The organism is Rhodococcus sp. 15-2388-1-1a, from assembly GCF_002259145.1.
Taxonomy (GTDB): Bacteria; Actinomycetota; Actinomycetes; order Mycobacteriales; family Mycobacteriaceae; genus Rhodococcoides.
In genome coordinates this window covers 70594-96158 of the sequence record NZ_NPFP01000046.1, presented here as the reverse complement: position 1 = coordinate 96158, position 25565 = coordinate 70594, and the positions used below count along the sequence as shown (strand labels likewise).

Sequence of the window (25565 nt, the reverse complement as noted above, 5' to 3'; positions counted from 1 at the left end):
GCGCGGTACAACGGTCACCACGACGCGAATGTTCCGCTCAGACCCGCAGGCGCGGGAGTCCCCATTCCTTACCGAGCAATTCGTACGAGCGCAGCCGGTCCGCGTGGTCGTGCGTGGCCGAGGTGATCACCACTTCGTCCGCGCCGGTTGCTTCCTGCAGCGCCTCCAACTTGTCCGATGCCGTTGCCGCGGATCCGACGATCTGGGTGTCCACTCGATCAGCGACGAGCTCGTATTGCTCGCCGGTCAGCGGTGCCACGTTCTTCGGATCCGGGTACTCGATCGCGCCATGACCGCTCCGAATGCTGTGTACCCATTGCGGGAAAGACGCTGCCAGCTCTCGCGCCTGCGAATCCGTTTCTGCAACAACCACATCGGCCGACACCGCCACGTACGGCGAGGACAGCCGAGCCGACGGCACAAAAGCACGGCGATACTCGTCGATCGCTTCGAGAGTCGTACCCGGGCTGAAGTGATAGCTCGCCGCGAACGGCAGACCGCGGGCACCGGCCTCACGGGCCGTCGGCCCTGCACTGCTGCCGAACAGCCACAGCGCCACGTCGGCCCCGACACCCGGGCGTGCCGTCAGAGCAATCCCGTCGTGCTCGTAGCTACCGGAAAGGAGCGCAGCAAGGTCGTCGAGCTGATCGTGGAAATCCGGGGCCTGAGTGTGCGGCTGCTGCAGCGCAGCCAAAGACGCAGCCAGCAACGGGGTCTTCCGCGGGGCCGCCGCAGCGGGGGCCACTGGGAACAGTCCACCGGGCTCCGAAGACACCGCTCGCTCGGATCCAGCCTGCTGCGCGCCGGCCAGGTCTGCTGCTCTGCGCTGCCCGGACCTACCGACACCCAGATCGATGCGTCCCGGATACAGGGCGTCGACCGTCCCGAAGGATTCGACGACGGCAGCAGCTGTAGTGAATCCCAGCTGGACCGCAGCCGATCCGACACGAATCCGGTTGGTGGCAGCGGCAATCAGACCGATCAACACTGCGGGTGAAGAACTGGCCGCCGCCACGAAGTGATGCTCGGCCACCCAATAGCGCTCGTAACCCCACTCCTCGGTCTGGCGCGCAAGGTCGACCGTGTTTCGCAGCGCTTGCTGGACGGTCGACCCCTGGCTGATCGGGGACAGATCGAGAACGGACAACGGAACTCGCGTCATCTCGGGTTCTTCTCCCCTGCCTCGACGGCTACCGTAAGTCTGTTCTCGGCAGGCGCGACGGGGCACGTCGCATAGTCGGTGAACGCACACGGAAGGTTGGAAGCGCGGTTGAAATCGAGAACGACGGTGCCGTCTACCGGAGCGGGCACTGCCAGGATCCGCGCAGCCGGATAGGTGGTCACCCCGCTCGTGGCATCGGTGAACAGGACCTTCAGACCATTGCCGGTGCCGGTGCCGCCGAACGCAATCAGTTGCGCAGCGGTACCGTTCAACTCGAAATCGAGAGTGCCCACGGCCGAGTGATGGTGTTCGAGTCCTTCCACCACTGCTCCGGTAATGACGGTGACCGGTGAGTCGTACGGCGTGAACGTCCCGGTGGCAACGAACTTCTCGCTCGGCTCGTAGATCGGGATACCGCTGTAGGACTGCAGGGTCTGCGCATTCGGGTCGTGTACCCGCAGCGCGACCGAACCGGTCCGACGGATCACCTCGATCCGTCGATCTCCGTCCTCGACCAGGATGCCCGGTGCACCCTCCACCGGATCGAGCGTCGTCACACCGTCGAACCCCTCGACAGTCACCGAATCGGCATCGGCCTTCCAACGGCCGGGAAGGTCCACGACGGTCTCGAATTCATCCGTCAGCCAAGACAAACCGGTCAACGACACCCACCCCAGAGGATCACCGTAGGACGCCTCTCGGTCGGCATGCCATTGCTTCCAGTCCTGCTCGAAATCGCTCATGATGCTCGCACTCCTTCACGCTGTTCGTACGGGTGCCGCAGACCGAGATGGTCACGCAAGGTGGTTCCGGCGTATTCGGTGCGGAAGCTGCCGCGGTCCTGAAGTTCCGGAACAACCTTGTCGACGAATTCATCGAGGCCGGCTGGGGTGATGTGCGGGACGAGGATGAAGCCGTCGCTCGCGTTGTTCTGCACGTAGCGGTCGATTTCCTCGGCCACTTGTGCTGGGGTTCCGACGAACTGCTGCCGCGTCGTCATCGCGATGATCAGTTCACGAATACTCAGGTTGTCTGCTTCGGCGCGCTCGCGGTACTGCTGGGCAATGGTTCTGGGGTCGCCGTGTCGCGCACGGCCACGGGTGATGGATACGTCGCCGCTGGGTTCGATATCGGGCAACGGCCCGTCCGGGTCGTAGGCGGACAGGTCCTGTCCCCACACCTGTTCGAGGAACGAAATCGCCGTTTTACCGCTGACCTGCTGATGCCGAATGTGGTCCGCCTTCTCGATCGCGTCCTGCGCAGAATCTCCGAGTACGAAGGTCGCCGCGGGCAGCACCTTCAGGTCGTCGTGCTCGCGGCCGTACTTGGCGAGCCGACCTTTGATGTCGGAGTAGAACTTCTGTCCGTCCTCGAGCGTGCCGTGGATGGTGAAGATGGCGTCGGCCTTGGCCGCACCGAACTCGCGGCCCTCGTCGGAATCGCCCGCTTGCAGCAGAACCGGATGCCCCTGCGGACTGCGCGGCAGTGTGAAGCGACCCTGCACATCGAATTGCGAACCCGAATGCGAGACTGCGCGGATCTCGGACTCGCGACCGAAGATTCCTCGCTCCCGATCGACGACGAAGGCATCGGTCTGCCAGCTGTCCCAGAGCTTTCGCGCGACGTCGATGATCTCGTTGGCACGCACGTACCTGTCCGCCCGATCCAGGTAGCCGCCCCGTCGGAAATTCTCCCCGGTGAACGCGTCCGAGGACGTCACCATGTTCCATGCCGCCCTACCGTCGGACAGGTGGTCCAGCGACGAGAACTGTTTGGCGAGCTCGAACGGTTCGTTGAACGTGGTGTTGATCGTCCCGGCAAGTCCGAGCTTGGCCGTCACCGATGCAAGCGCGTTGAGGACGGTGAGCGTGTCAGGTCTTCCGACCACATCGAGGTCGTGGATCTTGTTGCGGTGCTCGCGCAGTCGCAACCCTTCGGCGAGGAAGAAGAAGTCGAACAGACCGCGCTCGGCCGATTCGGCAAGGTGCACGAACGAGTCGAACTCGATCTGGCTTTTCGATTCCGGATCGGCCCAGACAGTGGTGTTGTTGACGCCGGGGAAATGGGCACCCAGATGTATCTGCTTCTTCGTCACAGGCTCTTCCCTTCGAGTGCATAGCGATTGACGGGACGCGTCAGGCCGAGACGCTCGCGCAGAGTCGATCCGCTGCGGGTGTCGGTGGCCGGCAATGATCGGATTCCCGACGGCAACGCGAGCGGGACCAGCGTGACCCCGTCGAGGCCGGCCGCTTCGATCGATCCGAGCAGGAGATGCAGGCTCGAGAGATCACCGATATGCGACACGCTCTCAGCGGCCCTGACATTCCCCGCCCAGTTGTCGAGCTGCGCGAGTTCTTCAGCGGCAGAATCGGATACCAAGGTCTCCACGTCCAACAGGACGAACACGTCGGCCGGGTCACGGCCTTCGGCGACGACGGCCCGTCGAATGCGGGCGGCAATCGTTGCCGCCTCCTCGACCGTGTCGGCGACGATTCGGACGATGTCGGCACGCGCGGCGGCCACCGATACGGACTCCGCGGAGGCGCCGCGAATCACGACGAGCGACTGCCCCTGAGGAGATCTCGGGGTGATCGACGGGCCCTTGACCGAGAAGTTCTCGCCCTCGAAGTCGATGTAATGCAGCTTGTCTCGGTCGATGAACCGTCCCGACTCGACATCGCGGATCTCCGCGTCGTCCTCCCAGCTGTCCCAGAGCCTGGTGACGACCTCGATTGCCTCGCTCGCTTCGCGCCACAGGCTGCCGTTGTCCTGCTCCGCTTTCCGACCGAACAGCGCCGCTTGCTCGGCGCCCGGACTCACCTCGACCTGCCATCCGGCCCGGCCGTGAGAAGCGAAATCCAGGCTCGCGATCTGCTTCGAGATATGGAACGGCTCGGTATGTGTGACGGTGATCGTGGGGACCAGCCCGATCTTCTCGGTGAGGGCGGCTGCCCGTGCCGCGATGGCTGCGGCCTCGAGAGTCCGACTGGCGAACGAATCGCCCAGGAACGCGAGATCGATACCCGCTCGGTCTGCAGTCTGAAGGTGGTCGATCCAGAACCCTGCTGTGAACACCTCTTCGGCGCGAGAGTCAGGGCGACGCCAGGCCTGCGGATGGGCGCCGGTGCCTTTCAGCTCTATCGCGGTCAGGAACAGCTTGTCAGACACTGGTGCTCGCTTTCTCGTGCGCGCTTCCGGGAATGGCCCCGAGTAGCTCGCGGGTGTAATCCTGCTGTGGATTGTCGAACAGTGCTGCGGTGTCGCCGTATTCCACGATGACGCCGGATTGCATGACGGCCACGGTGTCGCTGATCTGACGAACCACGGCCAGATCGTGCGAGATGAAGAGGTAGCTCAGGCCCAGCTCGGACTGCAGATCGTCGAGCAATGTCAGGATCTGTGCTTGCACCGATACGTCGAGGGCCGAGACCGGCTCGTCGAGCACCACCAGTTCCGGTGCGAGAGCCAACGCGCGGGCGATGGCGACGCGTTGGCGCTGCCCACCCGAGAGCTCGGCCGGGCGTCTGGACAGATAGTCGCTGGTGAGTGCCACCTGATCCAGCAGCGTCCGGGCACGCTCGGAACGCTCGCGCGAGGAGCCGACCTTGAACGCGTCCAACGGTTCTCGCACGATCTCGCCGACGCGCAACTTCGGGTTCAGCGACGCGTACGGGTTCTGATAGACGATCTGAACACGCCGCCGCAGCTCACGCCTGGCCTTGCCACGCAGACCGGTGATGTCCCCGCCGTCGAACGTGACCGAACCCGACGACGCGGTCTCGAGACCGATCGCGATGCGCGCCAACGTGGACTTGCCGGACCCGGACTCGCCGACGAGCGACACCGTCCGGCCACGTTCGACGGTCAACGTGGCTCCCTTGACCGCATCGAGGTGGACGCCGCGGCCTATGGTGAACCGCTTCGAGACGTCACTGACCGTCAGGATGGGATCGGCTGCCGTCGTGCGCGCGGGTCGTACGGCCGTATTCAGCGACGGTGCCGCGGCCAACAGTTGACGTGTGTACGCGTGCGTCGGATTCGCCAGTACCTCTGCGGTGGGGCCGGTTTCGACAATCCGACCCGCGCTCATGACGATCAGGCGATCGGCTCGGTCCGCAGCCACGCCCAAGTCGTGAGTGATCAGCAGGACAGCGGCGCCGGTTTCGGCGATCCTGGCGTCGAGATGGTCGAGGATGCGTCGCTGCACGGTGACGTCCAGGGCGCTGGTCGGCTCGTCGGCGATCACCAGTTCCGGGCGGCATGCGAGAGCGATTCCGATCAACACGCGCTGACGCTGCCCACCGGACAGGTCCTGCGGATACTGCCGCGCCCGCACCTCGGGGTAGTCCAGACCGGCTTCGGTGAGGATGCGAAGTGCCTCGACCTTCGCGGAGCGGCGATCTGCGAGGCCGTGCACCCGCAGCACCTCGGCAACCTGATCGCCGACGCGAACCACCGGGTTCAGCGAGGTGGTCGGGTCCTGCGGAACGAGCCCGATGTGACGGCCGCGCAACCGGTTCAACGTCTTGTCCGAGGCCGTGTCGAGCCGCTGTCCGTCGAACGTCACCGATCCGCCCACGATGCGGCCGGAACCCGAGAGCAGACCGATGAGGGCGTGGGCAGTCGTCGACTTTCCGGAGCCCGACTCACCGACCACGGCTACCACTTCACCGCGGTCGACGGTGAACCCGATGCCGGAGACGGCGGTCGTCTCACCGTAATTCACGTGCAGATTCTGTACTTCGAGAATGGGGCTCATTGTGATCGCCTCTCGAGTGCGTGCCCTAGGCGGTGCGCGGACACGACGACGGCCACGATCACCAATCCCGGCAGTGTGGTCATCCACCAGGCGGTGGCCAGGAAGTTGCGGCCCTCGGAAATCAGCGATCCCCACTCCGGGGTGGGCGGAGCAGCGCCGAAACCGAGGAAGCTCAGCGCCGATACCGCAAGCACTGCCATACCGAATTCGACTGCAGCGAGCGCGATCACAGGGCCGTACGAGTTTCTCAGGATGTGCCTGCGGAAGACATCGAACCACCGCACACCCGAGGCGTAAGCCGCTTCGACGTACAGCGATCTGCGCACCCGCAGCACCTCCGAGCGCATCACTCTGGCGAAATTCGCGATCAATGTGACACCGACGGCGATAGCGACGTTGACGGTGCCGAATCCAAGAGCGGTCACCAGCGCCAGCGAGAGCAACAGCGTCGGAATCGACAGCAGCACATCGACGATGCGCATCAGCACCGCGTCGACTACTCCGCCGACGGCCCCCGAGACCAGACCGATGATCGAGCCGACCACCAGTGCGATGCCGACTGCCAACAGCGTTGCCGTCAGAGACAATCCGGAACCGTGGACCACCCGGGTGAAGACATCGCGGCCGATGTTGTCGGTGCCGAACCAGTGCGACGCGCTGGGTGCCTGGAGCTTGTCCGCCGGTGTACCGACCAGCGGGTCGCCGCTGGCGAAGACGGACGGGAACAGCGCGAACCCGAGAGCCAGCAACAGCACGGCCACGGAGGCACCGAGCCAGATGTGTTTCAGCACGTCTCGGGGACCTCGGCGCCGCGCGGGTGCCGGTGCTTCTTCGACTACCGGGGGAACTGCCGAATGGACGGCGGTCTCGCGAATCAGGATGTCAGACATGAGCTTTCTCCGGTTCTGCACTGGCCTGCACGGGCCGGTATTCGCGCACGATGCGCGGATCGATCAGCGGATAGAGCAGGTCGACTGCGAGATTGACCAGGACGAAGACCAGCGAGGTCAGAACGACGATGCCCTGCACAACCGGAATATCCTGGGCCAGCACCGATGTCTGGGTCAGCCTTCCGACTCCAGCGCGCGAGAACACCGTCTCGACCACCACCGATCCGGCCAGCAGGGTGCCCACCAAGACTCCGGCAATCGTGAAGGCGGGGATCGAGGACAGTCGCAGGACGTGTCGCGTCTGCACCCGAAGGCGTGAGACCCCCTTGGCGCGAGCCACATCCACGAACGGTTGTTTCCAGGTGGTCGCCATGCTGGTAGCCAGGACCTGAGCGATGACAGCACCGGTCGGCAATGCCAGTGTCACCGCAGGCAGCACCAACGACGCTGCCCCGTCGTCACCGAACGCCGGGAACCAGCGCAGTCGGAACGAGAACAGTTGCAGCAGCAGTAGTCCTACCCAGAACGTCGGCACCGCCACCCCGAGCGGTGGGAGCGCGAGCAGCAGGTTCTTCAGCCATACGATCTGGGTGTACGTGGCGGCGTAAGCCACCGCGGATCCGAACACGACAGCGAGCACCAGGGCAGTCCCCGCCAAACCGAGTGTGCTGGGCACCGCGTCGAGAATGGCCGTCGTCACCGGCTGGCCGGTGGCGATGGACAATCCGAAGTCGCCCTGCACGGCCCCGACCAGCGAGTGCCAATACTGCACCAACACCGGCTGATCGAGACCGTAGCGGGCCTGCAGTTCGGCGATGGCCGCAGCGTCGGCCGGGGTGCCCGAGCCGGCAGAGTCCACGGCGAGACTGACCGGGTCCGAGGGAAGGAGGAAGAGCACGATGAACGAAATGGTGAATGCAGCCCACAGCACTGCCAGTGCCTGCAGTACTCGCTGTCCGATGTAGCGGGTCATGGCTCTACTGCCCGCTCAGCCAGGTGTCGAAGAACTGAAGGCGCGCGGAGGCCTCGAACTTCAGATCCTGCACCGTCGACGCCGCGCCGACGGCCTGCGAGAGTTCGATGGTGGGAATCCACAATCCGTTGTCGAGCACCTGCTGCTGGGCGGTTGCGAGGATCTCGTTGCGCGCCGCGACGTCGGTGGTCGAGAGCTGCTCCGTCAACGATGCATCCAGATCCGGAATCGGGCCGCGCGCGTTCAAGTTCCGACCGTCCACGGCAAATGAGGTGCGCAGAATGTCACCGTCGGCGCGGGTACTGTTGTAGTACGTCGCGTCGTAGTCCTTTGTGCCTTGCCGTGCCGTCGCCTCCGAATTGGGCACCAGTTCGAGCTGTAGGTCGACGCCGACGGCGCGCAACTGCTGCTGGGTCAGCTCCAGAATCGCCTGGTTACCGGCGAACACGGCCGAGTACATGACTTTGAAACTCAGCTTCTGCCCGTTCTTTTCACGGACCCCATCGGCACCGGAAACCCAGCCGGCCGCGTCGAACAGCGACTTCGACTTCTGGGGATCGTAGGTGACATCGGCGAGTTCGACGTACCCCGGCGTAGCGCTGGCCAACGTGCTTGTCGCCGTGCGAAAGTCCGGGCCCAGCACCGTGTCGACGAGTTCCTGACGGTTGATCGCCGGTACGAGGGCCGTCCGGACGGCCGGGTCCTGTAGCGCACCGCGAGTGACGTTGGGCTGAATGCCGAACGGAACGCCCGGGTTGGATGCCGTCAGGATCCGGCCACCGGTCGCCTCGATCCGTGGAGCGTCCTGCGGTAGCGCGTCGCTCACCGCGTCGAGCTGGTCGGAGGAAAGGCTGCCGGTACGTACACCCGATTCGGGCACGATGGTGAACTCGATGCGGTCCAGGTACGCCTCGCCCTGGTGACCGAATACCGCAGAGCCCCAGTTGTATCCGGTTCGCTTGGCCAAGGTGACGGAGCGGTCCTGTTGATAGTCCGCGTAGGTGAACGGTCCCGATCCGATGTTGGTACCCAAGCACCGCGACTCGGCCGACTGCGCCGAGGTCGCAACGGCCTGGATACCGAGCTGAGGCGTCGAACTCGCCTGCAGGAACTGCGCATTGGGTGCCGAGAAGTCGATGCGGACGGTGAGCGGATCGACCACCGTGGCACCGTCGTACCCGGTCAGGTAACTGGCGGCCAGCGGTGCCTTGGCGGCACCGAGAGTGCCGGTGATGGCGTCGAAATTCGCCTTGACGGCAGCGGCATCGAGCGGGGTGCCGTCACTGAACGTCACGCCGTCTTTCAGCTGGAAAGTGAACGACCTCGCGTCGGGACCGACTTCCCAGCTTTCGGCCAACCACGGCTCGATCGCCCCGGTTTCCGGGTTCTGATCGGTGAGCGAGTCGACCACTTGACGGGTGACGTAGATCGTCTGATTGGTGCCGGATTGTGCCGGGTCGGAGCAGGTGGGAGCCCCGGACAACCCGTAGCGCAGCGTCCCTCCTGACTGCGGGGGTCCGGCGTCGGCGGCCGAGATGGGGGCGCTACCTGCGCACCCGGCGAGCAGTGTGGCGGTGGCGGCGATTACTCCGGCCACCAAAAGTACAGGGCGAGTGGACACGTGGGTGTCTCCGGTATCTGGTCGATCGCACGAGAACTCCCGCGTCCGAGCCATGTAAGCCCAGGAAGGAGTTCGCGCAGATGATGAGGTGTGGTGTCGATGAGTACGGTGCCGAAATGTCAGCTAAGACAGGTCGAACCGTTCAGACGGCACAGATCGACATGAATCCGACGGCATCCGTCGACGAAACCTGAGGCGACTCGGGTGTTCACGTGTATTCCTCCATCGGTCCCGGCGGTAGCACCCTCACCCGACAAGCGGGGGGTTGCTGCGACGTCATAGAGCCAGGTCTCTCGGTCGCTCTGGATGGTCCTACAGATTCCGATACTACGAGAGGGTCGGCGCACTTGCCAACCGGGGTACGAATCGTCGCGGAATTCGAGAGTGCAATCCCGCACCGATATGAGACCGTGAACCGATGAACGACGAGACCGGGGCGCCGCTGGATGGAGGCAACCGAACCGTCGTGCATCGGGTCGGCGAGACTGTGCGTCGCGCAACGGGCGACCACTCGGCCGCCGTGCACGTACTCCTGAAACATCTCGAGCGCAAAGGTTTTTCCTGCGCCCCGCGATTCTTGGGAACAGACGATCAGGGCCGAGAAATACTGACGTATCGACATGGGATTGCCGGCAACTATCCGATGCCCGCCGCCGTTCGCAGCGTCGAAGCTCTGGAGAGCGCTGCCCGGATCCTCCGCCGATTGCACGACCTCACCATCGGTCTGCGGTTGCCGGACGGCCATGCCCGGCACCTACCCGACGACGTCGAACCCGAGGTGATCTGCCACTGGGATGCAGCTCCGTACAACTTCGTCTTCGAGAATTCCACAGCCGTCGCATTGATCGATTTCGACGAAGCCGGTCCGGGGCGACGCATCGACGACCTGGCCTATTTCGCCTATCGATTCGCACCACTCTGCAGTGCCGACAACTTCTCCGACGGAGGATGGTCCCCGGACGTCGATCGATGGGACCGGCTGCGCCGAATCTTCGGGATCTATCCCGACCCTCGGGCCACCGAACTTCCTGACATCATCATCGCGAGGCTCAGGGCAATGGAACTCGCGGTCGAGGCCGGTCCGAACCACGAGCACGCTGCCCTGTATTCACGCGACCAACTGTTCATCGATCGACATCGAGACGCAATTTCGCATGCTGTGTACCACCGGTTCCCGGCGAACAGCGTGAGCCGTATCTGACTCAGACGGCCATCGGCAGTTCAGAACTTTCGATGTCACAGCGGTCCGAATCCGCAGGCTGTCGAGCAGCTTTCGACCCGTGGACATCGATGCGGTGCAGCCAATAACCGATCGTGTCTTCGGCGGCGAATCGATCGAGTACTTCGATACTCAGCCACGTCGCGACAGAAAGGTCCTTTTCCTCACCATCGAGACCGACGAGGGCCATTTCGTCGCCCACCGCGAGCAACGCACGCTCGACGTCCGAACTGCTGGCCTTCAGCCATTCCAAGGCGCGACGGAGAAATCTCCAATCCGATTGGGGCACAGTCTCGGAGGCCGATTGTCTGCACAGTTCCGCCGTCGCAACGAGTGCGTCCACAACCGGTGTCGACAGTGCACAATCGAGTTCGACGAGCATGCCCCGATCGGAATCGATCAGGTCGGCCATGTAGCGCCAACGGGCCGCGAGGGACGCATCCTCTGGCCACAGGTCCGTGGTACCGAACTGAAGCCGAGTGATCAGTTCCTTCGGCGAACTGCACGAAACGGCGAAGCGAAATGCGTCGTTCATGTCGATCATCCCCACTGGGTCAACACAACATTGGACACCGGCTCGACACTCGAGTTCGGAGATACAGCCAAGCAGTGGCTTTCGTCACCGATGCAAGCAACGCTGCTGCGGTCGTTCCGTCCGCCTTGGGAGATATTGAACGCCCCCACCAGCATCTACGCGACTCATCGTTACGTAAAATCGACAACGTCACACTTACGCGCAATGTGTAATCCGCCACACAGTTGACCAATCCGACCACGACCAAGCTTTTCGACCTCCGATCACAGATGGGAACGTGTGTTCGAGAACTTGTCGGTGGGTCGCGATAGATTCTGTTCATGCTTTCGGGGGACGGCGGATCAGGGGTGGACGGCATCGATACGGTGCCGCCTGCCCCTGAGGTGTCCGATCCGGAGCTGTTGTTGTTGGTGGATCGGGTGGAGTCCGCGGTGGCGGAGTTGGCGGGGCAGGCGTCGGTGTCGTGGACGAACGCCGACCGGCGTGCGGTGATCCAACGGATGGAAACTCTGACCCGGTCTGTGACGGCGTACTCGTATACCTGGCTCAACGAACTCATCGCTCAACACGGCCTCGATGTGTATGCGGGTTCGGTGCCGTCGTCGGTGGCGTGGATGCTGCGGATCACCCCACACGCCGCGGGTGCGCGGGTGCGTCTGGCTGCGGAATTGGGTGACCGCACTTCCTTCTCGGGTGAAGTTCTGCCGCCGTTGCTGCCGCACACCGCTGCTGCCTTGCGGGCGGGGTTGCTCGACGCCAAGCATGTGCAGATGATCCGCGAGTTCTTCCGCCATCTGCCCTCGAGTGTCGACCCGCAGACGCGGGAGCGAGCCGAAGAGCAATTGGTGGGTTTCGCCTCGACCAGACGGCCCGACGACTTCGCACCGTTGGTGGCGAACCTGGATTCGATCCTCAACCCCGACGGCGACCACGACGACGAAGATGACGAAGATGACGAAGACGGGAAGCCGAGGCCGCGGAAGCGACGGGATGCGTTCTTCTACCTCGGTGAACAAGGTGCCGACGGGATGTCGGAAGGAAAATTCTGCGTCGACCCCGAACTACGCGCCTACCTCGAAGCCCTGTTCTCCAAAGCCGCGAAACCCGGAGTCAACAACCCCGCAGACCCGACATCGGTCGTCCACGACGATGAACGTGACGACGAAACCGATGGCGACGACAACGGCGGCGACGGCAGCGCCACTGCGCCGCAACCCGAGCCGACGCCCAGCGATGCAGGGTCCAATGATGCAGGCCTGTGGGATGGAACGGACTGCAACAGTGACGACGACTGCGGTGACGCGACCGACTGTGGTTGCGGCACAGAGTCGAACGACACCGACGACACCGACGACACTGCGGGCGCTACTGAACCCGGCGGGCACTTCGGATCCGATACCGGCGACGACACCGCGGACAAGACAGCAGCGCGGGATGCTGCTGCCGCTCGTGATGTCCGCACCCAACGTGAACGTCACCACGACGCACTGAAACTGGCGCTCCGGCAGAAGCTTGCCTCCGGGACCCTCGGCACCCACCGAGGCCTGCCTGTCACCGCCATCGTCACCATGACCCTGAAAGATCTCGAAGCCGGCTGCGGATACGCCATGACCGGCACCGGATCCCGCGTCTCGATCCGCGACGCGATCCGCATGGCCTCCCACGCCCACCACTACCTGACGATCTTCGACGACAACGGCAGAGCGTTGTACCTCGGCCGCTCCAAACGCATCGCCTCCGCCGACCAACGCATCGTGCTCATCGCCCGAGACCGCGGCTGCAGCTTCCCCTCCTGCACCCGTCCCGCCACCTGGTGCCAAGCCCACCACCTCACCGACTGGATCGACGGCGGCAACACCGACATCGACGGACTCACCTTCGGCTGCGACATGCACCACGCACTCGTCGGCACCGGACCAGGCAAATGGGCCACCACCAAAACCGGAGCAGGACATCGCTACCCGGGCCGCACCCTCTGGCATCCACCGGCGGGGATGGACCCACGCAGGCGCGGGCTGATCAACCACGCACACCACCCAGAAGAAGTCCTCTACCCACCCGACCAGCACGACGACACCGGGGACGAGGAACCACGACAACCCGCATGACGACCCACACAAGCGTCAGGGCACAGCCCTGCCTGTAACGCACACCTGCGCTGAAGCCAACGGCATGCCGCACAGCGAAAGATCCACGGTTGCGCGCGGCATCGATCAGGTCTTCGATGAGGGCAACGACCATCGGAGGGGCGCAAGCACATGGCGTACGACGAACTTCTTGCAGATCGCATCCGCGACATCCTCACTGACCAGGAAAGTCTGCGCGAGCAGCAGATGTTCGGCGGTCTGGCTTTCCTGGTGCGAGACAAGGTGGTGGTGTGTGTCGGCACAGGCAGCCGTGCGCTGCTGGTTCGTGTGGATGGGGTCCGCGAATCCGAATACCTCCAGGTCGACGGAACCCACCACGCTGTGATGGGCCCGGACCGCTCGATGGGCGCAGGGTGGATCACCGTCGACGCAGACGCGCTGGCGAGTCACGAAGCCCTGGAATTCTGTATCACGGCGGCGCTCGAACACAACACCAACGCGACCGGCTGACAGGCACCGAAACGCTCCTCGGCTGTACCGCCCCCACCTACGGAGTAAGCCGGGCATTCACTGCCGCGGACTCATTCGAGGCTCTTCTCGAAGGGATGTGATCCGACAGTCCTGGACGGCAAGCTCCGGTCGTACAGCGGGGTGTAGCCGGCTGCCAAGTACAGGGCAACAGCCTCTGGCTGATTCCAGCCGGTTGTCAGATACACCCGGCGATATCCGCGATCGCGTGCGCTGCGTTCCAACTCGGCCACGACTAGTTTTCCGAATCCCCTACCGCGGTGCGCTTTCGAGGTCCAGATGCGCTTGAGCTCTGCGGTAGTCGAGTCGTACTGCCGGTACGCGCCGCCGGCAACAGGAACGCCGTCGGCCAACGCCATCACCAGTACACCGCCCGGAGGGGCGAATTCCTGAGCGGGATAGGACTTCAATTCTTGATATTGAACGCCGGGACTGCGGTCGTACCTGGACGCATACTCGGCCGCCAGCTCCTGTAGCAGAGGTGCCGCAAGTGGATCGTTCTGATCGATTTCGACGAAGTTCAGCCGTACTCGACCGGTGTCGCCAGTGCGAGTGTTCAGATCGAACGTTGCGCTCATGTTCTTCCTGTCTCGATTATCCGTCGACCAGATCTGCGACCAATTCTCCGACCGCAGGGGCGAACTTGAATCCGTGGCCCGAGAATCCCGCAGCGACAACGGTGTTGCCGCTGCGTCCGATAGCGAAGTTGGAATCGGGTGTACTGGTGTACAGACACGTCAGCGGGTCGGCCGTGTCGGCGTTCACTCCCGGCAACCACGTGCGTGCGTACTCGATCAGGCGATCGACTCCCGCGGGATCGGCCACGAAGTCGCGGGTGTGCGGATCGACGACCGGTCCGGTGGCATGCTCGCCGATCTTGATACCGTCGGGCGAGGACAACCCATAGATGCCCGCAGTATCGAGAAGTGCGCCGGGATGATGGATGAAGCTCGGCCACTCCACGTCTGGGCGCAACGGTACGAAATGCGCCGGTTGTTCCTGGGTGGTGACCAACGGCCGAGTGGCACCGTGCGGCGCGAACTCGGTCGTCCATGCTCCCGCCGCGAGAACGACCACGTCCGCACGGTAAGTGTGGGTATCGGTCACCACGTCCGAGCCGGAGATCTCACGCACCGGAGTTTCGTATTCGACCGTCGCACCGCGAGAGCGAGCGGCCGCCGTTGCTGCGGCGACGCTACGATCGGCGTGAAGTCGCCCGGCCGCAGCATGGAACAGCACTGTGGTGTCGAACCGAAGACCGGACCAACGCCGCTGCGCAGCAACAGGTTCGAGGACCTCGAACTCCAGCCCTGCTCGCCTCAGTGCGTCGATCCTCGGATCGACAGTAGCCGGATCTCCGTGATCGACAGCTCCTGTGATGTCCAACAGTTCTGTGTCGGTTGCGGTTTCGAGCTCTCGCCAGAGCGTGTGCGCCCGGGCGGCCAGTGCTACGTAGTAGTCGTCGGCGTACGCGTGTCTGAATATTCGAGAGCTACCGTGCGAGGCACCGTTCTTGTGTCCCGGCCCGAATTGCTCGAGCAGGGTGACGTCATGCCCGCGCTCGGCGATCTGCCACGCCGACGACGCTCCGATGATGCCGCCGCCGACGACTACTACTTTCATTGGGCCACTACGCTGCAGGCTTGCGGGGAAGCCCGGGCGGGTTGATGACTGACTCGGATACAGCCTCGGACTGCAGGCCCCACCGATCGATGACGCGCTGGTAGCTGCCGTCGTCGATGGCATGTTGGAGCGCCTCGCGGATGGCCTCGATGAGACCGTTGTCCTTCTTGGTCAAGACCGCGATCTCACCCTGCAACGCATCGCCGGCCCCGGAGAACGTCCCGACAACTTTCGATTCCCCACTGGTTGCTGCGTGGTAGACGGCAGAGGGGTTCGGGCCGAGATAGCCGTCGATTCGCTTCGATCCCAGCGCCAGATAGTAATCGGACGTGTTCTGGTAGTAGGCGAGCTCTGCCGGCTCGAGACCTTCGGCCACGTTGGCCTCGTTCCAGTCCACCAGCAGCTGCTCCTGGTTGGTGCCGGAGCCGACGCCGATCTTCTTGCCTGCGATGTCCTGACGCTTCTCCACCTTCCAGTCGGTGTCCTTCTGGGTCTCGAATGCAAGATTGTCGAGCCGGTAGGTGGCGAAGTCGTACTTGTCTTTGCGCTCCTCGGTGACCGTGACGTTGGAGATGAACACGTCGTTCTCGCCGGAATCGATCTTGACGAAATTCTGCGACCAGTCGGCAACTTGCAGATCGACGTCCAGCCCGAGAATGTCGCCGACGAGGTAGGAGAAGTCGACCTCGGATCCGACGATGGTGGTGTCGTCGGTGGCGTAGAAGCGCAGTGGGGGCGCAGTTCCGCCCGAGCCGGTGACGATCAGCGTTCCTCGGTCTCGAATGGCCTGGGGCACTTTTGCGGCGATCTCGTCGACTTTGTCGACCCGGACTCTCTCGGCCTGCTCGGGCGAGAGGTCGAAGCTTTGTCCCGCCTCGGTGACGACCTGCGATTCGGCCGCGGGTTCGCTGCAGGCGGTCGCAGTGAGCGCCACGATGGCCAATGCTGCGGCCATGACCGTCAGCCTGCGTGATGGTTTCGACATGTGTGTTGTCCGTCTTTCGCTGAAGTGAGGTGGTTTACAGAACGTGGGAGAGGAAAGCTTTGGTCCGCTCGCGCTGCGGCGAATCGAGAAGTGTTGCAGGAGGCCCCTGTTCGACGACGGCACCGGAATCCATGAATACGACGGTGTCGGCGATCTCGCGGGCGAAGCCCACCTCGTGCGTGACGATCACCAGAGTGGCACCATCGCGCGCAAGCCCGCGGATGACTTCGAGCACCTCGCCCACGAGCTCAGGATCGAGCGCCGAGGTGGGCTCGTCGAACAGAATTACTTTGGGCCGCAGCGCCAGTGCCCGTGCGATGGCGACTCGCTGCTGCTGGCCCCCGGAAAGCCGACGCGGGTAGTCGTGCGCTTTCGCGGCAACGCCGACCCGCTCGAGCAGCGCCAGTGCCTCGGGCTCCACGTCCGCACGCTTGCGCTTCTGCGCCGAGATCGGAGCCTCGACGACGTTCTCGAGCACAGTCAGGTGCGGGAAGAGGTTGAAGTTCTGGAAGACGAAACCGATCTGCGAACGCTGGCGCAGAATCTCACGGTTGCTCAGCTCGTGCAGCTTTGCACCCTTGCGTTTGTAGCCGACCAGATCGCCGTCGACCCGGACAGTCCCTTGATCGACCTTCTCGAGGTGGTTGATGATGCGCAGCAGTGTCGATTTACCAGATCCGGACGGGCCGATGACTGCGGTGACCTCCCCGGGCCGGACGACCAGGTCGACGCCTTTGAGCACTTCGAGTGAACCGTAGGACTTGTGTACGCCGCGTACCTCGACGGCATATGTCGTCGAGGACGTGGTGGGGCCGAGCGTCGTCATCGTGTTGCTCCTCGCGGGGCCAGGGTGATCTCGGCCAGTTTCTTCCGTAGCTTCTGGATCGGAGTCAGTTCGATGTTGCGCACTGCCCCCTTGGCGTAGTGCCGCTCGACGTAGTACTGCACCACCGACAGAATCGAGGTGAGAATGATGTACCAGACGGTGGCCACCATCAGCAGCGGTACCACTCGGCCGCTTCGGCCGTAGATGACCTGAACCTGGTAGAACAACTCTGCGATGGCCATGACGGAGACGATCGAGGTGCCCTTGAACAGGCTGATCACCTCGTTGGCAGCGTTGGGGAGAATGCCTCGCATCGCCTGCGGCAGAATGATCTTGAAGAACTCTCGCCTTTTCGGAATACCAAGCGCTGCAGACGCTTCCAGCTGTCCCTGGTCCACGGAGATGATGCCGGCCCGGACGATCTCAGCGGAGTATGCAGCCTGATGCAGAGCGAGCCCGATGATCGCTGCGGTCGAGCCGCTGATGACATTGTTGACGTCGAACTCGAAAAAGCTGGGACCGAACGGAATGCCCAGCGACAAGGTCTGGTACAGGTACGCGATGTTGAACCAGAACAGCAGCTGCACGATCAGGGGAATGGACCGGAACGCCCAGATGTAGAACCACGAGATCACTTGCAGCACGGGATTGTTCGACAGCCTGGCGACCGCAAGCGCGATGCCGAGAGCGAAGCCGATCAGGGTTCCCCAGAAGGTGAGCTGGATGGTGAGCCACAACGCCGAGAGAACCGATTGCGCCGTGAAGTACTGAGCGAAGGTGCCCCAGTCCCACCCCGGATTGGTGGCGAAGCCGTGCAGGAATTGGGCGACCACTACGAGGGTGGCGATGCTGATCACCCAACGCCACGGATGCCACTTCCGGGCTACCACCAGCTGCTCGTCGGGAACCTGCGCATCGTCACCTGGGTTCGAGGCCGATGGTCGAGCCTGTAGTTGAGTCACCGGAACCGCCGGGTCGGATGGGCAGCGATCATCGCCGTGTTGCCTTTCGCAGATTTCGTGCTGTGGGTACGCGAATCGGTCAAGCGTGCGTACAAGTACAGGTGTTCATCAGGCGTGCCTCCATCGGTCCTGGCGGTAGCACCCACACGCCACAGGGCGGGGTTGCTGCGACGTCATCGAGCCAAGGTCTCTCGGTCGCTCTGGATGGTGACAGAAATCTATAGAACTTCAGATTGAAAAGTCAAGTGCGCGTGTTGATTCGGGTTGAAATCACGATGATTTCAACCCTTGCCACCCGCCTGATGGGCCTCGTGTCAGCTGAAGGCACCCCGGTATCGGGCCGCCGGATGTGACGCCGGCAGCCTGTCCCGTCCGGTGAGCTTGCCTCGGACGGTGCCCTGTCCGTACTCGCGTTGCGCAAGCCCGCGCTGCTGAAGAACCGGCGTCAGATGCTCGATGAACTCCAGGTAGCTGCCCGGGATCGTCGAGTTGATGACGTTGATCCCGTCTACCCCGACGGCGCGCCACTGCTCGAGCTGATCTGCGATGGATTCCGGCGTTCCCACCACACGGCCGCTCCGAGTCCGCATGTGCGCCAGATCGCGAACGGTGGGTTCTCGGTCGGTGATTGCCTCGCGGAGCCACGCCAACGTGCTTTGCGAGCCTTCCCCCTGCACCTCACCGATCGGGGTGTCCAGATCGTAGGAGCCCAGATCTATGCCGATCCCACCCGCAGCGTGCGCGATCATCGCCTCGTCGTCGACGTACTCGTCCAACTCCGCTTCTCTGCGTCGAGCTTCACTCTCGGTACTACCGATGACGAACGACAGACCCTGGAAAAATTCGAGGTCCTCGGCGGACCTGCCTGCCTCGACGACCAGACGGCGCGTGTCGGAGATCAACGAGCGCGCGGACTCGGGTGTCGGAGAAGCAATGAACTGGGCCTCGGCGTTGCGCGCCGCGAAGCGCCGGCCTGTCGGAGATGAACCGGCCTGGAACAACAACGGCGTCCGCTGCGGAGACGGAGCCACGAGATGCGGGCCCTCGACGCTGTAGCGCGCGCCGACATGATCGATCTTGTGCACCTTCGAGAAATCGCCGTGCCGACCGGATGCTTTGTCCTGCAACAACGCTCCGTCGTCCCATGATCCTTCCCACAGCTTGTACACGACATCGACGTACTCGTCCGCCCAGGCATATCGATCCTCGTGCAGAGCCATGTCTCCGAAGCCGAAGTTGCGCCAGGCGTTGGGTGACAGACTCGTCACGATGTTCCAGGCGATGCGACCGCCCGACGCGTGGTCGAGCGTGGACATCTTCCGCGCGAAGTTGAACGGATGCTCCTGCAGAATCGACGACGTCAACGCGATCCCGAGATGCTCTGTCGCATAAGCGATAGCCGACGCGATCACGGTGGGATCGTTGCTGGGAATCTGTAAACCGGACTCGACGAACTTCTCCCACGAACCCCGATAGTCGTCGTACAGCCCCACGACATCGGCAAAAAACATGAAATCGAACTTGCCGCGCTCGAGTTCCTTCGCCAACGACACCCAATGCTCCAGCGAGGAGAAATCGGCCTGCTCCGCCTCCGGTTTGCGCCACGCACCGTGCACGATATGTGACGTGGTGTTCATGACGAATGCGGAGAACCTGAGCGGCCGAGTCATACCGCCACCATGCCACGAACACTCACGACCCGGCGATGCTGCGACATTCCGCAGACGTCAGCAGCGCACCGAGCACAGCCCCTCGAATCAGCCTGATTTCAACCATTGCGTCGCGCCATCGACGCGGCGAGCCTTTTCGTTAGCGAATCGTTCTGTGCGGGCTGGGTCTCGCACAGCGTCGACGAAAGGAATGGGTCGCTGCGATGCCGAACAACTCCGCCACGTCGAGGAACACCGCAATTGCCATGATCGAGCGCGGGATCTCCCCTGCCGTCGAATTCTGGGACTGGCAGGTCGACGCACTGTGCCGCGGGCAGGACTCGGAGATATTTTTCTCCCCGTCCGGCGAGGGCCGCTCCGCACGCCGTGCACGCGAGGACCGTGCGAAGCAGGTGTGTGCAGACTGCGGGGTCATCGAGGCGTGCCGAAAATTCGCTCTGGCCGCCAACGAACCGTTCGGAGTCTGGGGTGGGATGACCGTCCGGGAACGAGTGGTGCACCGCGCGAATTCGCGGCGTGCCGAAGAGCGGCAGGCGAGTTAGCGGCAGGAGTCAAGCCGGCGGAACGACCCGATAGTTCAGAGTGAAGCCGGCGGAACGACCCGATAGTTCGGTAGTCGAGCCTGCGGCGCGACCGGGTAGTTCACAATGGACGGGTGAGCGAAACCGAGAAGCCTCAGCAGTGGACGTATCTGATGGACATGGACGGCGTTCTGGTCCACGAGGATCACTTGATTCCCGGTGCCGACACGTTTCTCGCCGAGCTGCAGGCCAACGAGATTCCGTTCATCGTGTTGACGAACAATTCGATTCGTACCCCACGTGACCTGCGGGCCCGCTTGGCGTTCACCGGTCTGGACATTCCGGAGAAGTCGATCTGGACCTCTGCTCTCGCCACCGCGACGTTCCTCGGCAATCAGCGGCCCGGCGGTAGCGCCTACGTCGTCGGCGAGTCGGGTCTGACCACCGCCCTGCACGACATCGGCTACACGCTCACCGACTCGAGCCCGGATTACGTGGTGCTCGGCGAGACCCGCACGTACTCGTTCGAGGCCATCACCACCGCTATTCGCCTGGTCGAGAAGGGCTCGCGCTTCATCGCCACGAACCCCGACGCCACCGGACCGTCCCGTGAAGGCTCGCTGCCGGCCACCGGTTCGGTGGCCGCTCTCATCACCAAGGCCACCGGCAAAGAGCCGTACTACGTGGGCAAGCCCAACGCGTTGATGATGCGTTCGGCGCTGCGCGCGATCGGCGGGCACTCGGAGAACACGCTGATGATCGGCGACCGAATGGACACCGACGTGCTCTCGGGTCTCGAAGCCGGGCTGCAGACCATCCTGGTTCTCACCGGAATCTCGACGGTCCAATCCGTCGAGCAGTATCCGTACCGGCCGACCAAGGTTCTCGATTCCGTTGCAGACCTGGTGGGCCGCACGCAGAACCCGTTCTGATGACACTCGAATTCGTTCTCTCCCGGCAGGATCACCACGTTGTCGGGCGGGGTGTCCGGCACGCTTTTCCCGATATCGCCGACGCGGTGGCCGCGGTGCGGGAAGGCCGAAACGTGGTCGGCGCACTCCCGTTCGACATGTCCGACGCCACTGCCCTCATCGAGCCGGAGGAGTTCTATCGACTCGACGGGCCGTGGGCAACGGTCGATGCTCTCCCGCCTCTGCCGACCGTCACCGTTGCGCGCCAGATACCCGCCCCGGACGTTCACGTGCAGCGGGTGCGGGATGTCGTCGAGCAAGTGAAAGCCGGTGTTGCCGAGAAGATCGTGCTCGCGCGGGCCATCGAGGTGACCGCGGATTCGCCGATCGAACCTGTCTCGGTGTTGAGCGCGTTGGTCTCCCGCGATCCGATGGGCAACGGTTTTCTGGCGGACCTGTCCCCCACCGCGCCTGCCGGTCGACACATCGTCGGTTCGAGCCCGGAACTGTTGGTTCGTAAGCGCGGCAACATTGTCAGCTGTCATCCGTTCGCGGGGACGGCAGCGCGATCCACCGATCCCGACGAGGAAGCGCGTATCTCCGCGGCATTGGCGGCGAGTGCGAAGGACCAGGCCGAGCACCGATTCGTCGTCGACGAGATCCGGACTGCGCTGGCACCGTTCTGCGAGACGCTGGACGTACCCGACTCACCCCAGCTCAGCAGCACTCCGCAGCTGTGGCACCTGTCGACGCCCATCGTCGGAACCCTGGCCGATCCCGCGACCACGGCGCTCGACCTCGCGTTGGCGCTGCATCCCACCGCTGCCGTCGCCGGCGTTCCGCGAGCCGCGGCCATGGCTGCGATCGCAGACGTCGAGGGCTCCCGCGGCTTCTACGCCGGAGCCGTCGGATGGACCGACGGCAGCGGCGACGGCGAATGGATGGTGACCATTCGCTGCATCGAGCTCTCCGCGGATGGGCTGACCGGAACGGCGACTGCCGGCGGCGGCATCGTGGCAAATTCCGACCCCGACGCCGAACTCGACGAAACTACGGCCAAGTTCCGCACGGTGCTCAGCGTCTTCCAGCACTGACCCTGCTACTTCAGTGCCTGGTCCAGGTCTCCGATCAGATCCTCGGTGTCTTCGAGGCCGATGGAAATGCGCACCACGCCGTCGGTGATGCCCACTGCTGCACGACCTTCCGGCCCCATCGCGCGGTGCGTGGTGGTAGCCGGATGGGTGATCAGCGTCTTGGAGTCGCCGAGGTTGTTGGAGATGTCGACGATGCGCAACGCGTCGAGCACCTCGAAGGCACGCTTCTTGCCCTCCCCCTCGGGGGCATCGAGCTCGAACGTGACGACGGTGCCGCCGCCCGACATCTGCGACTTCGCCAGCTCGTACTGCGGATGTGATTGCAGGAAGGGGTATTTCACCCAGCGCACCGCCGGATGGCCTTCGAGGAACTCCGCGATCTGCAGCGCGGAGTTCACCGAATGCCGCACTCGCACCGGCATGGTCTCCAAGCCCTTGAGCAGCGTCCAGGCGTTGAACGGACTCAGCGCCGGACCGGTATGCCGCATCAAAGTCTGCACCGGTCCTTCGATGTACTCCTTCGAGCCGAGGATCGCACCGCCGAGAACCCGACCCTGGCCGTCGATGTGCTTGGTACCGGAGTACACAACCACGTCGGCACCGAGTTCGAGACTGCGCTGCAGCAGTGGCGTCGCGAACACGTTGTCCAGCACCACCGTTGCGCCGGCCGCATGTGCCAGCTCGGAGACGCGTCGAACATCGACCAACGACTGCATCGGGTTGGACGGAGTCTCGAAGAACACCGCCGTCGTCGGCACCGACAGCGCCTGCTCCCACTGCTCGAGGTCTTCTCCGTCGACGAAGACGGTCTCGACGCCCCAGCGCGGCAGAATCTCGTTGCACACGACAAAGCAGGAACCGAAAAGGCTACGCGCAGCAACCAATCGGTCACCGGCCTTCAACAGTGCACCGAGCGCGGTGAACACCGCGGACATTCCGCTCGAGGTACCGAAGCACGCCTCGGCCCCCTCGATCAGGCGCAGCCGCTCCTCGAACATCTTGACCGTCGGGTTGCCGTAACGCGAGTAGACGAAATGGTCGATGTCCCCGGTGAACGCCTGTTCGGCAGCGCCGGCACTCTCGTACACGAAACCCGAAGAGAGATACAGCGCTTCGGCATTCTCGTCGAAGCCCGATCGCATCAGGCCGCCGCGAACCCCGAGTGTTGCCTGACCCACACCCTCGGGCAAGGGCTTGTCGAATCCGCCGCCTTTGGGAATGTTCGTCACGACTGCCTCCAGGGCAACCCGACCGCACGCCAACCCGTGGCTCCGCGATGGCCGTCGGCGTCGGTGGCACCTTCGAAACCGTCGAGCACGTTGTAGGACGGGCCGATTCCCGCAGCCGTCGCGGCTTCGGCAGCACCGATGGATCGCTGACCGGAGCGGCACAGGAACACCACGGGCCGATCTCCGTCCACGCCTGCGGCTTTCAGGTCGTCGACGAAGTTGGTGTTCCGGGCACCGTCGGGGAAGCTGACCCACTCGATCAGGTGTGTCGGGCGTTCGATACCGGAGGTGTCGGGAACTCCGACGTACTGCCACTCGGCGCGCGTCCGAACATCCACGAGCACCGCCTCGGGGTTGCTCTGCAGCAACTCCCAGGCAGCTTCCGGGGTTATGTCACCTGCGTAGGTCACTGGATCAGCCTTCCGTCGCTTGCCGTTACGTCACACATACCAAGATCAGACATTGCACACCAGCCACTTGTCGTCCACACGAACGAACTTCCACACGTCGTCGGTCTGCACTCCGGATTTCTCTTCCTTCAGTGGCACCGTGACCATTCCGCGGTCGCCGTTGACCTGGTACTCGGACGGCACACCGTCGATGGACGTCTCGCCGTTGCGCTCGACCTCGCCTGCTCGATCGGTTCGGTACTGCGCATCGTCACCTGGAATCAGACGCTCGACCTGATCGAAACAGGTGTTCTGGCGCAGCAGGTCCGCGTCGCCGGTGTTCTGCGCCTCGAGGAATCCGTCGAGGCTGTCGGTGAGCAACTGGGCCTGCGTCACGTTGTCCTCCGCCGGGGCGAACTTCGAAGCCGCGAAGATGCCGACGAGCAGAACGACGACGATGCCCGCGGCGATGATGAACGGCCACGCATTGGGCGGACGCTGCTCACCGGAGTCTGCGGCCGCTTGCGACGCGTTGTTGCGCGCTTCCTCACGACTGTCGACCCACTGCTGCCTACGTTCACTCCACGACGCCATGCGGCCAATCTTCCTCGATCCGACGGGCCCGGCACTATCGGGGTCCGACGGGAATGTCTCCTCGCAACGTGATGCGGTGCATCTTGCGGTGCTCGGTGCCGTAGTCGCGGTTGGCGTAGTGGGAGGTGCTGCGGTTGTCCCACAGCACCAGGTCGCCCAGCCGCCAGCGGTGCCGCACGATGTGTTCGGGTTTGGTCAGGTGCGCGTACAGCAGGTCCAGGATTCCGCGGCTCTCGGCTTCCGACACCCCCACGATGTGGGAGGTGAAACCCGGATTGACGAACAACCCCTTGCGGCCGGTTTCCGGATGGACCCGGACGACGGGATGTTCGACGGGGACCAGCGCGGTGACTTCCTTGCCGTCCCACACGTTGCCTTTTCCGCCGCGCTTCTGCGCGAGGTAGTAGCCGAATTCGCGGTTGCCGTCGTGGATCGCCGTGAGTCCGTCGATCATTCGGCGGACCGGCGCGGACAGTGACTCGTAGGCGAGCTGACTGTCGGCCCAGTTGGTGTCGCCGCCGTGCGGTGGCAGGACGACGGGACGCAGGATCGAGCCCATCGGCGGGCGTTCCATGAACGTGACGTCGGTGTGCCAGACGTCGGCGAATCCGTTGTCCTGGCTGTCGAGCGCGTAGACCTCGGGGGCGACGTGGCCGCTGTCGTGTACCGGGTGACCGGCGGTGAGGTCACCGAGACGACGGCCGAATTCGACGTGTGCCGCGTCGTCGAGCGTCTGCCCGCGCAGCACCAGAACCTTGTGTTCGACGAGGGCCCGGCGAACGGCGTGGATCTGCGAGTCGGACGCCGAGGCGACGTCGAGGCCGATGACCTCGGCACCGAACGATGGGCCGAGCTTGTCGACAGTGAGCGCGGAGGTCTGTTCCAGAGTGGTCATGTGTCCTCGAATCTGTGCACGGCCGGGCGCTGATCTTCGGCAACGCTGCCGTCGAGAGAGGGGTCCCGTCCTGCTGGAGGAGGGGAAGGGCG

The 25565-nt window shown here is 63.8% G+C and carries 25 protein-coding genes and 2 riboswitches; of the genes, 6 read left to right on the top strand and 19 right to left on the bottom strand.

The window, feature by feature from the left end:
* Positions 1 to 37: 37 nt before the first annotated feature.
* Genes CH302_RS25275 through CH302_RS25240 form a run of 8 tightly spaced genes read right to left on the bottom strand, consistent with a single transcriptional unit; the run spans position 38 to position 9459 of the window.
* Positions 38 to 1162 (bottom strand): LLM class flavin-dependent oxidoreductase, encoded by a 1125-nt coding sequence (locus CH302_RS25275; RefSeq protein WP_037186674.1) that lies wholly within the window; start codon positions 1160 to 1162, stop codon positions 38 to 40.
* Positions 1159 to 1905: a DUF1684 domain-containing protein gene (locus CH302_RS25270; protein WP_037186672.1), complete on the bottom strand. Its 747-nt coding sequence runs from the start codon at positions 1903 to 1905 to the stop codon at positions 1159 to 1161. The genes CH302_RS25275 and CH302_RS25270 overlap by 4 nt, the downstream gene beginning before the upstream one ends.
* A complete protein-coding gene (locus CH302_RS25265) occupies positions 1902 to 3257 on the bottom strand; it encodes an NtaA/DmoA family FMN-dependent monooxygenase (protein WP_037186669.1) in 1356 nt (451 codons plus the stop codon). The genes CH302_RS25270 and CH302_RS25265 overlap by 4 nt, the downstream gene beginning before the upstream one ends.
* Positions 3254 to 4330 carry an LLM class flavin-dependent oxidoreductase gene (locus CH302_RS25260; protein WP_037186666.1) on the bottom strand — a complete coding sequence of 359 codons (1077 nt, stop codon included), beginning with the start codon at positions 4328 to 4330 and terminating at the stop codon, positions 3254 to 3256. The genes CH302_RS25265 and CH302_RS25260 overlap by 4 nt, the downstream gene beginning before the upstream one ends.
* Positions 4323 to 5921, bottom strand: coding sequence for a dipeptide ABC transporter ATP-binding protein (locus CH302_RS25255; RefSeq protein WP_037186664.1), 1599 nt, complete (start codon positions 5919 to 5921; stop codon positions 4323 to 4325). The genes CH302_RS25260 and CH302_RS25255 overlap by 8 nt, the downstream gene beginning before the upstream one ends.
* Complete coding sequence (locus CH302_RS25250; protein ID WP_037186662.1) at positions 5918 to 6811, bottom strand: ABC transporter permease; 894 nt, start codon at positions 6809 to 6811, stop codon at positions 5918 to 5920. The genes CH302_RS25255 and CH302_RS25250 overlap by 4 nt, the downstream gene beginning before the upstream one ends.
* On the bottom strand, positions 6804 to 7784 hold the full coding sequence (locus tag CH302_RS25245) for an ABC transporter permease (protein ID WP_037186660.1): 981 nt from the start codon (positions 7782 to 7784) through the stop codon (positions 6804 to 6806). The genes CH302_RS25250 and CH302_RS25245 overlap by 8 nt, the downstream gene beginning before the upstream one ends.
* 4 nt (positions 7785 to 7788) lie before the next feature.
* Positions 7789 to 9459, bottom strand: a complete 1671-nt coding sequence (locus CH302_RS25240; protein WP_082323446.1) for an ABC transporter substrate-binding protein — start codon at positions 9457 to 9459, stop codon at positions 7789 to 7791.
* 165 nt (positions 9460 to 9624) lie between these two features.
* A riboswitch (SAM riboswitch) is annotated at positions 9625 to 9718 on the bottom strand.
* Between the two features lie 105 nt (positions 9719 to 9823).
* Between CH302_RS25240 and CH302_RS25235 the strand changes: the two genes are divergently transcribed.
* Positions 9824 to 10606, top strand: coding sequence for a phosphotransferase (locus tag CH302_RS25235; RefSeq protein WP_052047251.1), 783 nt, complete (start codon positions 9824 to 9826; stop codon positions 10604 to 10606).
* A gap of 1 nt (position 10607) precedes the next feature.
* On the opposite strand, the gene CH302_RS25230 is transcribed toward CH302_RS25235, so the two are convergent.
* On the bottom strand, positions 10608 to 11159 hold the full coding sequence (locus CH302_RS25230; protein ID WP_141216730.1) for a hypothetical protein: 552 nt from the start codon (positions 11157 to 11159) through the stop codon (positions 10608 to 10610).
* Positions 11160 to 11479: 320 nt separating this feature from the next.
* On the opposite strand from CH302_RS25230, the gene CH302_RS25225 reads away from it, so the two are divergent.
* A complete protein-coding gene (locus tag CH302_RS25225) occupies positions 11480 to 13267 on the top strand; it encodes an HNH endonuclease signature motif containing protein (protein ID WP_094650113.1) in 1788 nt (595 codons plus the stop codon).
* A 150-nt stretch (positions 13268 to 13417) separates the two neighbouring features.
* Complete coding sequence (locus CH302_RS25220) at positions 13418 to 13756, top strand: TfoX/Sxy family protein (protein ID WP_037190420.1); 339 nt, start codon at positions 13418 to 13420, stop codon at positions 13754 to 13756.
* A gap of 71 nt (positions 13757 to 13827) precedes the next feature.
* Here CH302_RS25220 and CH302_RS25215 read toward each other — a convergent pair whose 3' ends face one another.
* The 6 genes from CH302_RS25215 to CH302_RS25190 form a co-directional block, all read right to left on the bottom strand.
* A complete protein-coding gene (locus CH302_RS25215) occupies positions 13828 to 14352 on the bottom strand; it encodes a GNAT family N-acetyltransferase (protein ID WP_052047617.1) in 525 nt (174 codons plus the stop codon).
* A gap of 16 nt (positions 14353 to 14368) precedes the next feature.
* Positions 14369 to 15397: an FAD-dependent oxidoreductase gene (locus tag CH302_RS25210; protein WP_037190421.1), complete on the bottom strand. Its 1029-nt coding sequence runs from the start codon at positions 15395 to 15397 to the stop codon at positions 14369 to 14371.
* A 7-nt stretch (positions 15398 to 15404) separates the two neighbouring features.
* Positions 15405 to 16382 carry an ABC transporter substrate-binding protein gene (locus CH302_RS25205; RefSeq protein ID WP_037190423.1) on the bottom strand — a complete coding sequence of 326 codons (978 nt, stop codon included), beginning with the start codon at positions 16380 to 16382 and terminating at the stop codon, positions 15405 to 15407.
* 34 nt (positions 16383 to 16416) lie between these two features.
* A complete protein-coding gene (locus tag CH302_RS25200; protein ID WP_037190425.1) occupies positions 16417 to 17208 on the bottom strand; it encodes an amino acid ABC transporter ATP-binding protein in 792 nt (263 codons plus the stop codon).
* Entirely contained in the window at positions 17205 to 18170 is a 966-nt protein-coding gene (locus CH302_RS25195) for an amino acid ABC transporter permease (RefSeq protein WP_037190426.1), read from the bottom strand. Before CH302_RS25195 ends, CH302_RS25200 begins: the two co-directional genes overlap by 4 nt.
* Positions 18171 to 18287: 117 nt before the next feature.
* Positions 18288 to 18381, bottom strand: a riboswitch (SAM riboswitch).
* Between the two features lie 103 nt (positions 18382 to 18484).
* Positions 18485 to 19840, bottom strand: coding sequence for an LLM class flavin-dependent oxidoreductase (locus tag CH302_RS25190; RefSeq protein ID WP_037190427.1), 1356 nt, complete (start codon positions 19838 to 19840; stop codon positions 18485 to 18487).
* Positions 19841 to 20043: 203 nt separating this feature from the next.
* On the opposite strand from CH302_RS25190, the gene CH302_RS25185 reads away from it, so the two are divergent.
* From CH302_RS25185 to CH302_RS25175, 3 genes are all read left to right on the top strand, one after another.
* Positions 20044 to 20382 carry a WhiB family transcriptional regulator gene (locus tag CH302_RS25185; RefSeq protein WP_303396313.1) on the top strand — a complete coding sequence of 113 codons (339 nt, stop codon included), beginning with the start codon at positions 20044 to 20046 and terminating at the stop codon, positions 20380 to 20382.
* A gap of 152 nt (positions 20383 to 20534) precedes the next feature.
* Positions 20535 to 21293, top strand: coding sequence for an HAD-IIA family hydrolase (locus CH302_RS25180; RefSeq protein ID WP_068053998.1), 759 nt, complete (start codon positions 20535 to 20537; stop codon positions 21291 to 21293).
* Positions 21293 to 22366 (top strand): isochorismate synthase, encoded by a 1074-nt coding sequence (locus CH302_RS25175; RefSeq protein WP_037190428.1) that lies wholly within the window; start codon positions 21293 to 21295, stop codon positions 22364 to 22366. The genes CH302_RS25180 and CH302_RS25175 overlap by 1 nt, the downstream gene beginning before the upstream one ends.
* A 5-nt stretch (positions 22367 to 22371) precedes the next feature.
* Here CH302_RS25175 and CH302_RS25170 read toward each other — a convergent pair whose 3' ends face one another.
* From CH302_RS25170 to CH302_RS25155, 4 genes are read right to left on the bottom strand one after another with little or no spacing between them, the layout of a single operon-like run.
* Positions 22372 to 23595, bottom strand: coding sequence for an O-succinylhomoserine sulfhydrylase (locus tag CH302_RS25170; protein WP_037190429.1), 1224 nt, complete (start codon positions 23593 to 23595; stop codon positions 22372 to 22374).
* Complete coding sequence (locus tag CH302_RS25165) at positions 23592 to 24005, bottom strand: rhodanese-like domain-containing protein (protein WP_037190430.1); 414 nt, start codon at positions 24003 to 24005, stop codon at positions 23592 to 23594. The genes CH302_RS25170 and CH302_RS25165 overlap by 4 nt, the downstream gene beginning before the upstream one ends.
* 45 nt (positions 24006 to 24050) lie before the next feature.
* The gene (locus tag CH302_RS25160; protein ID WP_037190431.1) at positions 24051 to 24578 is read right to left on the bottom strand and encodes an Rv0361 family membrane protein; all 528 of its coding nucleotides are present in this window, start codon (positions 24576 to 24578) and stop codon (positions 24051 to 24053) included.
* A 34-nt stretch (positions 24579 to 24612) separates the two neighbouring features.
* On the bottom strand, positions 24613 to 25473 hold the full coding sequence (locus CH302_RS25155; protein ID WP_037190432.1) for a TauD/TfdA dioxygenase family protein: 861 nt from the start codon (positions 25471 to 25473) through the stop codon (positions 24613 to 24615).
* Positions 25474 to 25565 lie beyond the last annotated feature (92 nt).

Bases quoted from the DNA above. Each gene is read 5' to 3' on its own strand.
- CH302_RS25215 (WP_052047617.1), bottom strand. From the start codon at position 14,352: ATGAGCGCAACGTTCGATCTGAACACTCGCACTGGCGACACCGGTCGA.
- CH302_RS25210 (WP_037190421.1), bottom strand. From the start codon at position 15,397: ATGAAAGTAGTAGTCGTCGGCGGCGGCATCATCGGAGCGTCGTCGGCG.
- CH302_RS25160 (WP_037190431.1), bottom strand. From the start codon at position 24,578: ATGGCGTCGTGGAGTGAACGTAGGCAGCAGTGGGTCGACAGTCGTGAG.
- CH302_RS25155 (WP_037190432.1), bottom strand. From the start codon at position 25,473: ATGACCACTCTGGAACAGACCTCCGCGCTCACTGTCGACAAGCTCGGC.
- CH302_RS25185 (WP_303396313.1), top strand. From the start codon at position 20,044: ATGCCGAACAACTCCGCCACGTCGAGGAACACCGCAATTGCCATGATC.
- CH302_RS25270 (WP_037186672.1), bottom strand. From the start codon at position 1,905: ATGAGCGATTTCGAGCAGGACTGGAAGCAATGGCATGCCGACCGAGAG.
- CH302_RS25220 (WP_037190420.1), top strand. From the start codon at position 13,418: ATGGCGTACGACGAACTTCTTGCAGATCGCATCCGCGACATCCTCACT.
- CH302_RS25240 (WP_082323446.1), bottom strand. From the start codon at position 9,459: ATGGCTCGGACGCGGGAGTTCTCGTGCGATCGACCAGATACCGGAGAC.
- CH302_RS25200 (WP_037190425.1), bottom strand. From the start codon at position 17,208: ATGACGACGCTCGGCCCCACCACGTCCTCGACGACATATGCCGTCGAG.
- CH302_RS25205 (WP_037190423.1), bottom strand. From the start codon at position 16,382: ATGTCGAAACCATCACGCAGGCTGACGGTCATGGCCGCAGCATTGGCC.
- CH302_RS25235 (WP_052047251.1), top strand. From the start codon at position 9,824: ATGAACGACGAGACCGGGGCGCCGCTGGATGGAGGCAACCGAACCGTC.
- CH302_RS25245 (WP_037186660.1), bottom strand. From the start codon at position 7,784: ATGACCCGCTACATCGGACAGCGAGTACTGCAGGCACTGGCAGTGCTG.
- CH302_RS25230 (WP_141216730.1), bottom strand. From the start codon at position 11,159: ATGAACGACGCATTTCGCTTCGCCGTTTCGTGCAGTTCGCCGAAGGAA.
- CH302_RS25175 (WP_037190428.1), top strand. From the start codon at position 21,293: ATGACACTCGAATTCGTTCTCTCCCGGCAGGATCACCACGTTGTCGGG.
- CH302_RS25225 (WP_094650113.1), top strand. From the start codon at position 11,480: ATGCTTTCGGGGGACGGCGGATCAGGGGTGGACGGCATCGATACGGTG.
- CH302_RS25255 (WP_037186664.1), bottom strand. From the start codon at position 5,921: ATGAGCCCCATTCTCGAAGTACAGAATCTGCACGTGAATTACGGTGAG.
- CH302_RS25275 (WP_037186674.1), bottom strand. From the start codon at position 1,162: ATGACGCGAGTTCCGTTGTCCGTTCTCGATCTGTCCCCGATCAGCCAG.
- CH302_RS25250 (WP_037186662.1), bottom strand. From the start codon at position 6,811: ATGTCTGACATCCTGATTCGCGAGACCGCCGTCCATTCGGCAGTTCCC.
- CH302_RS25180 (WP_068053998.1), top strand. From the start codon at position 20,535: ATGGACATGGACGGCGTTCTGGTCCACGAGGATCACTTGATTCCCGGT.
- CH302_RS25190 (WP_037190427.1), bottom strand. From the start codon at position 19,840: ATGACTCGGCCGCTCAGGTTCTCCGCATTCGTCATGAACACCACGTCA.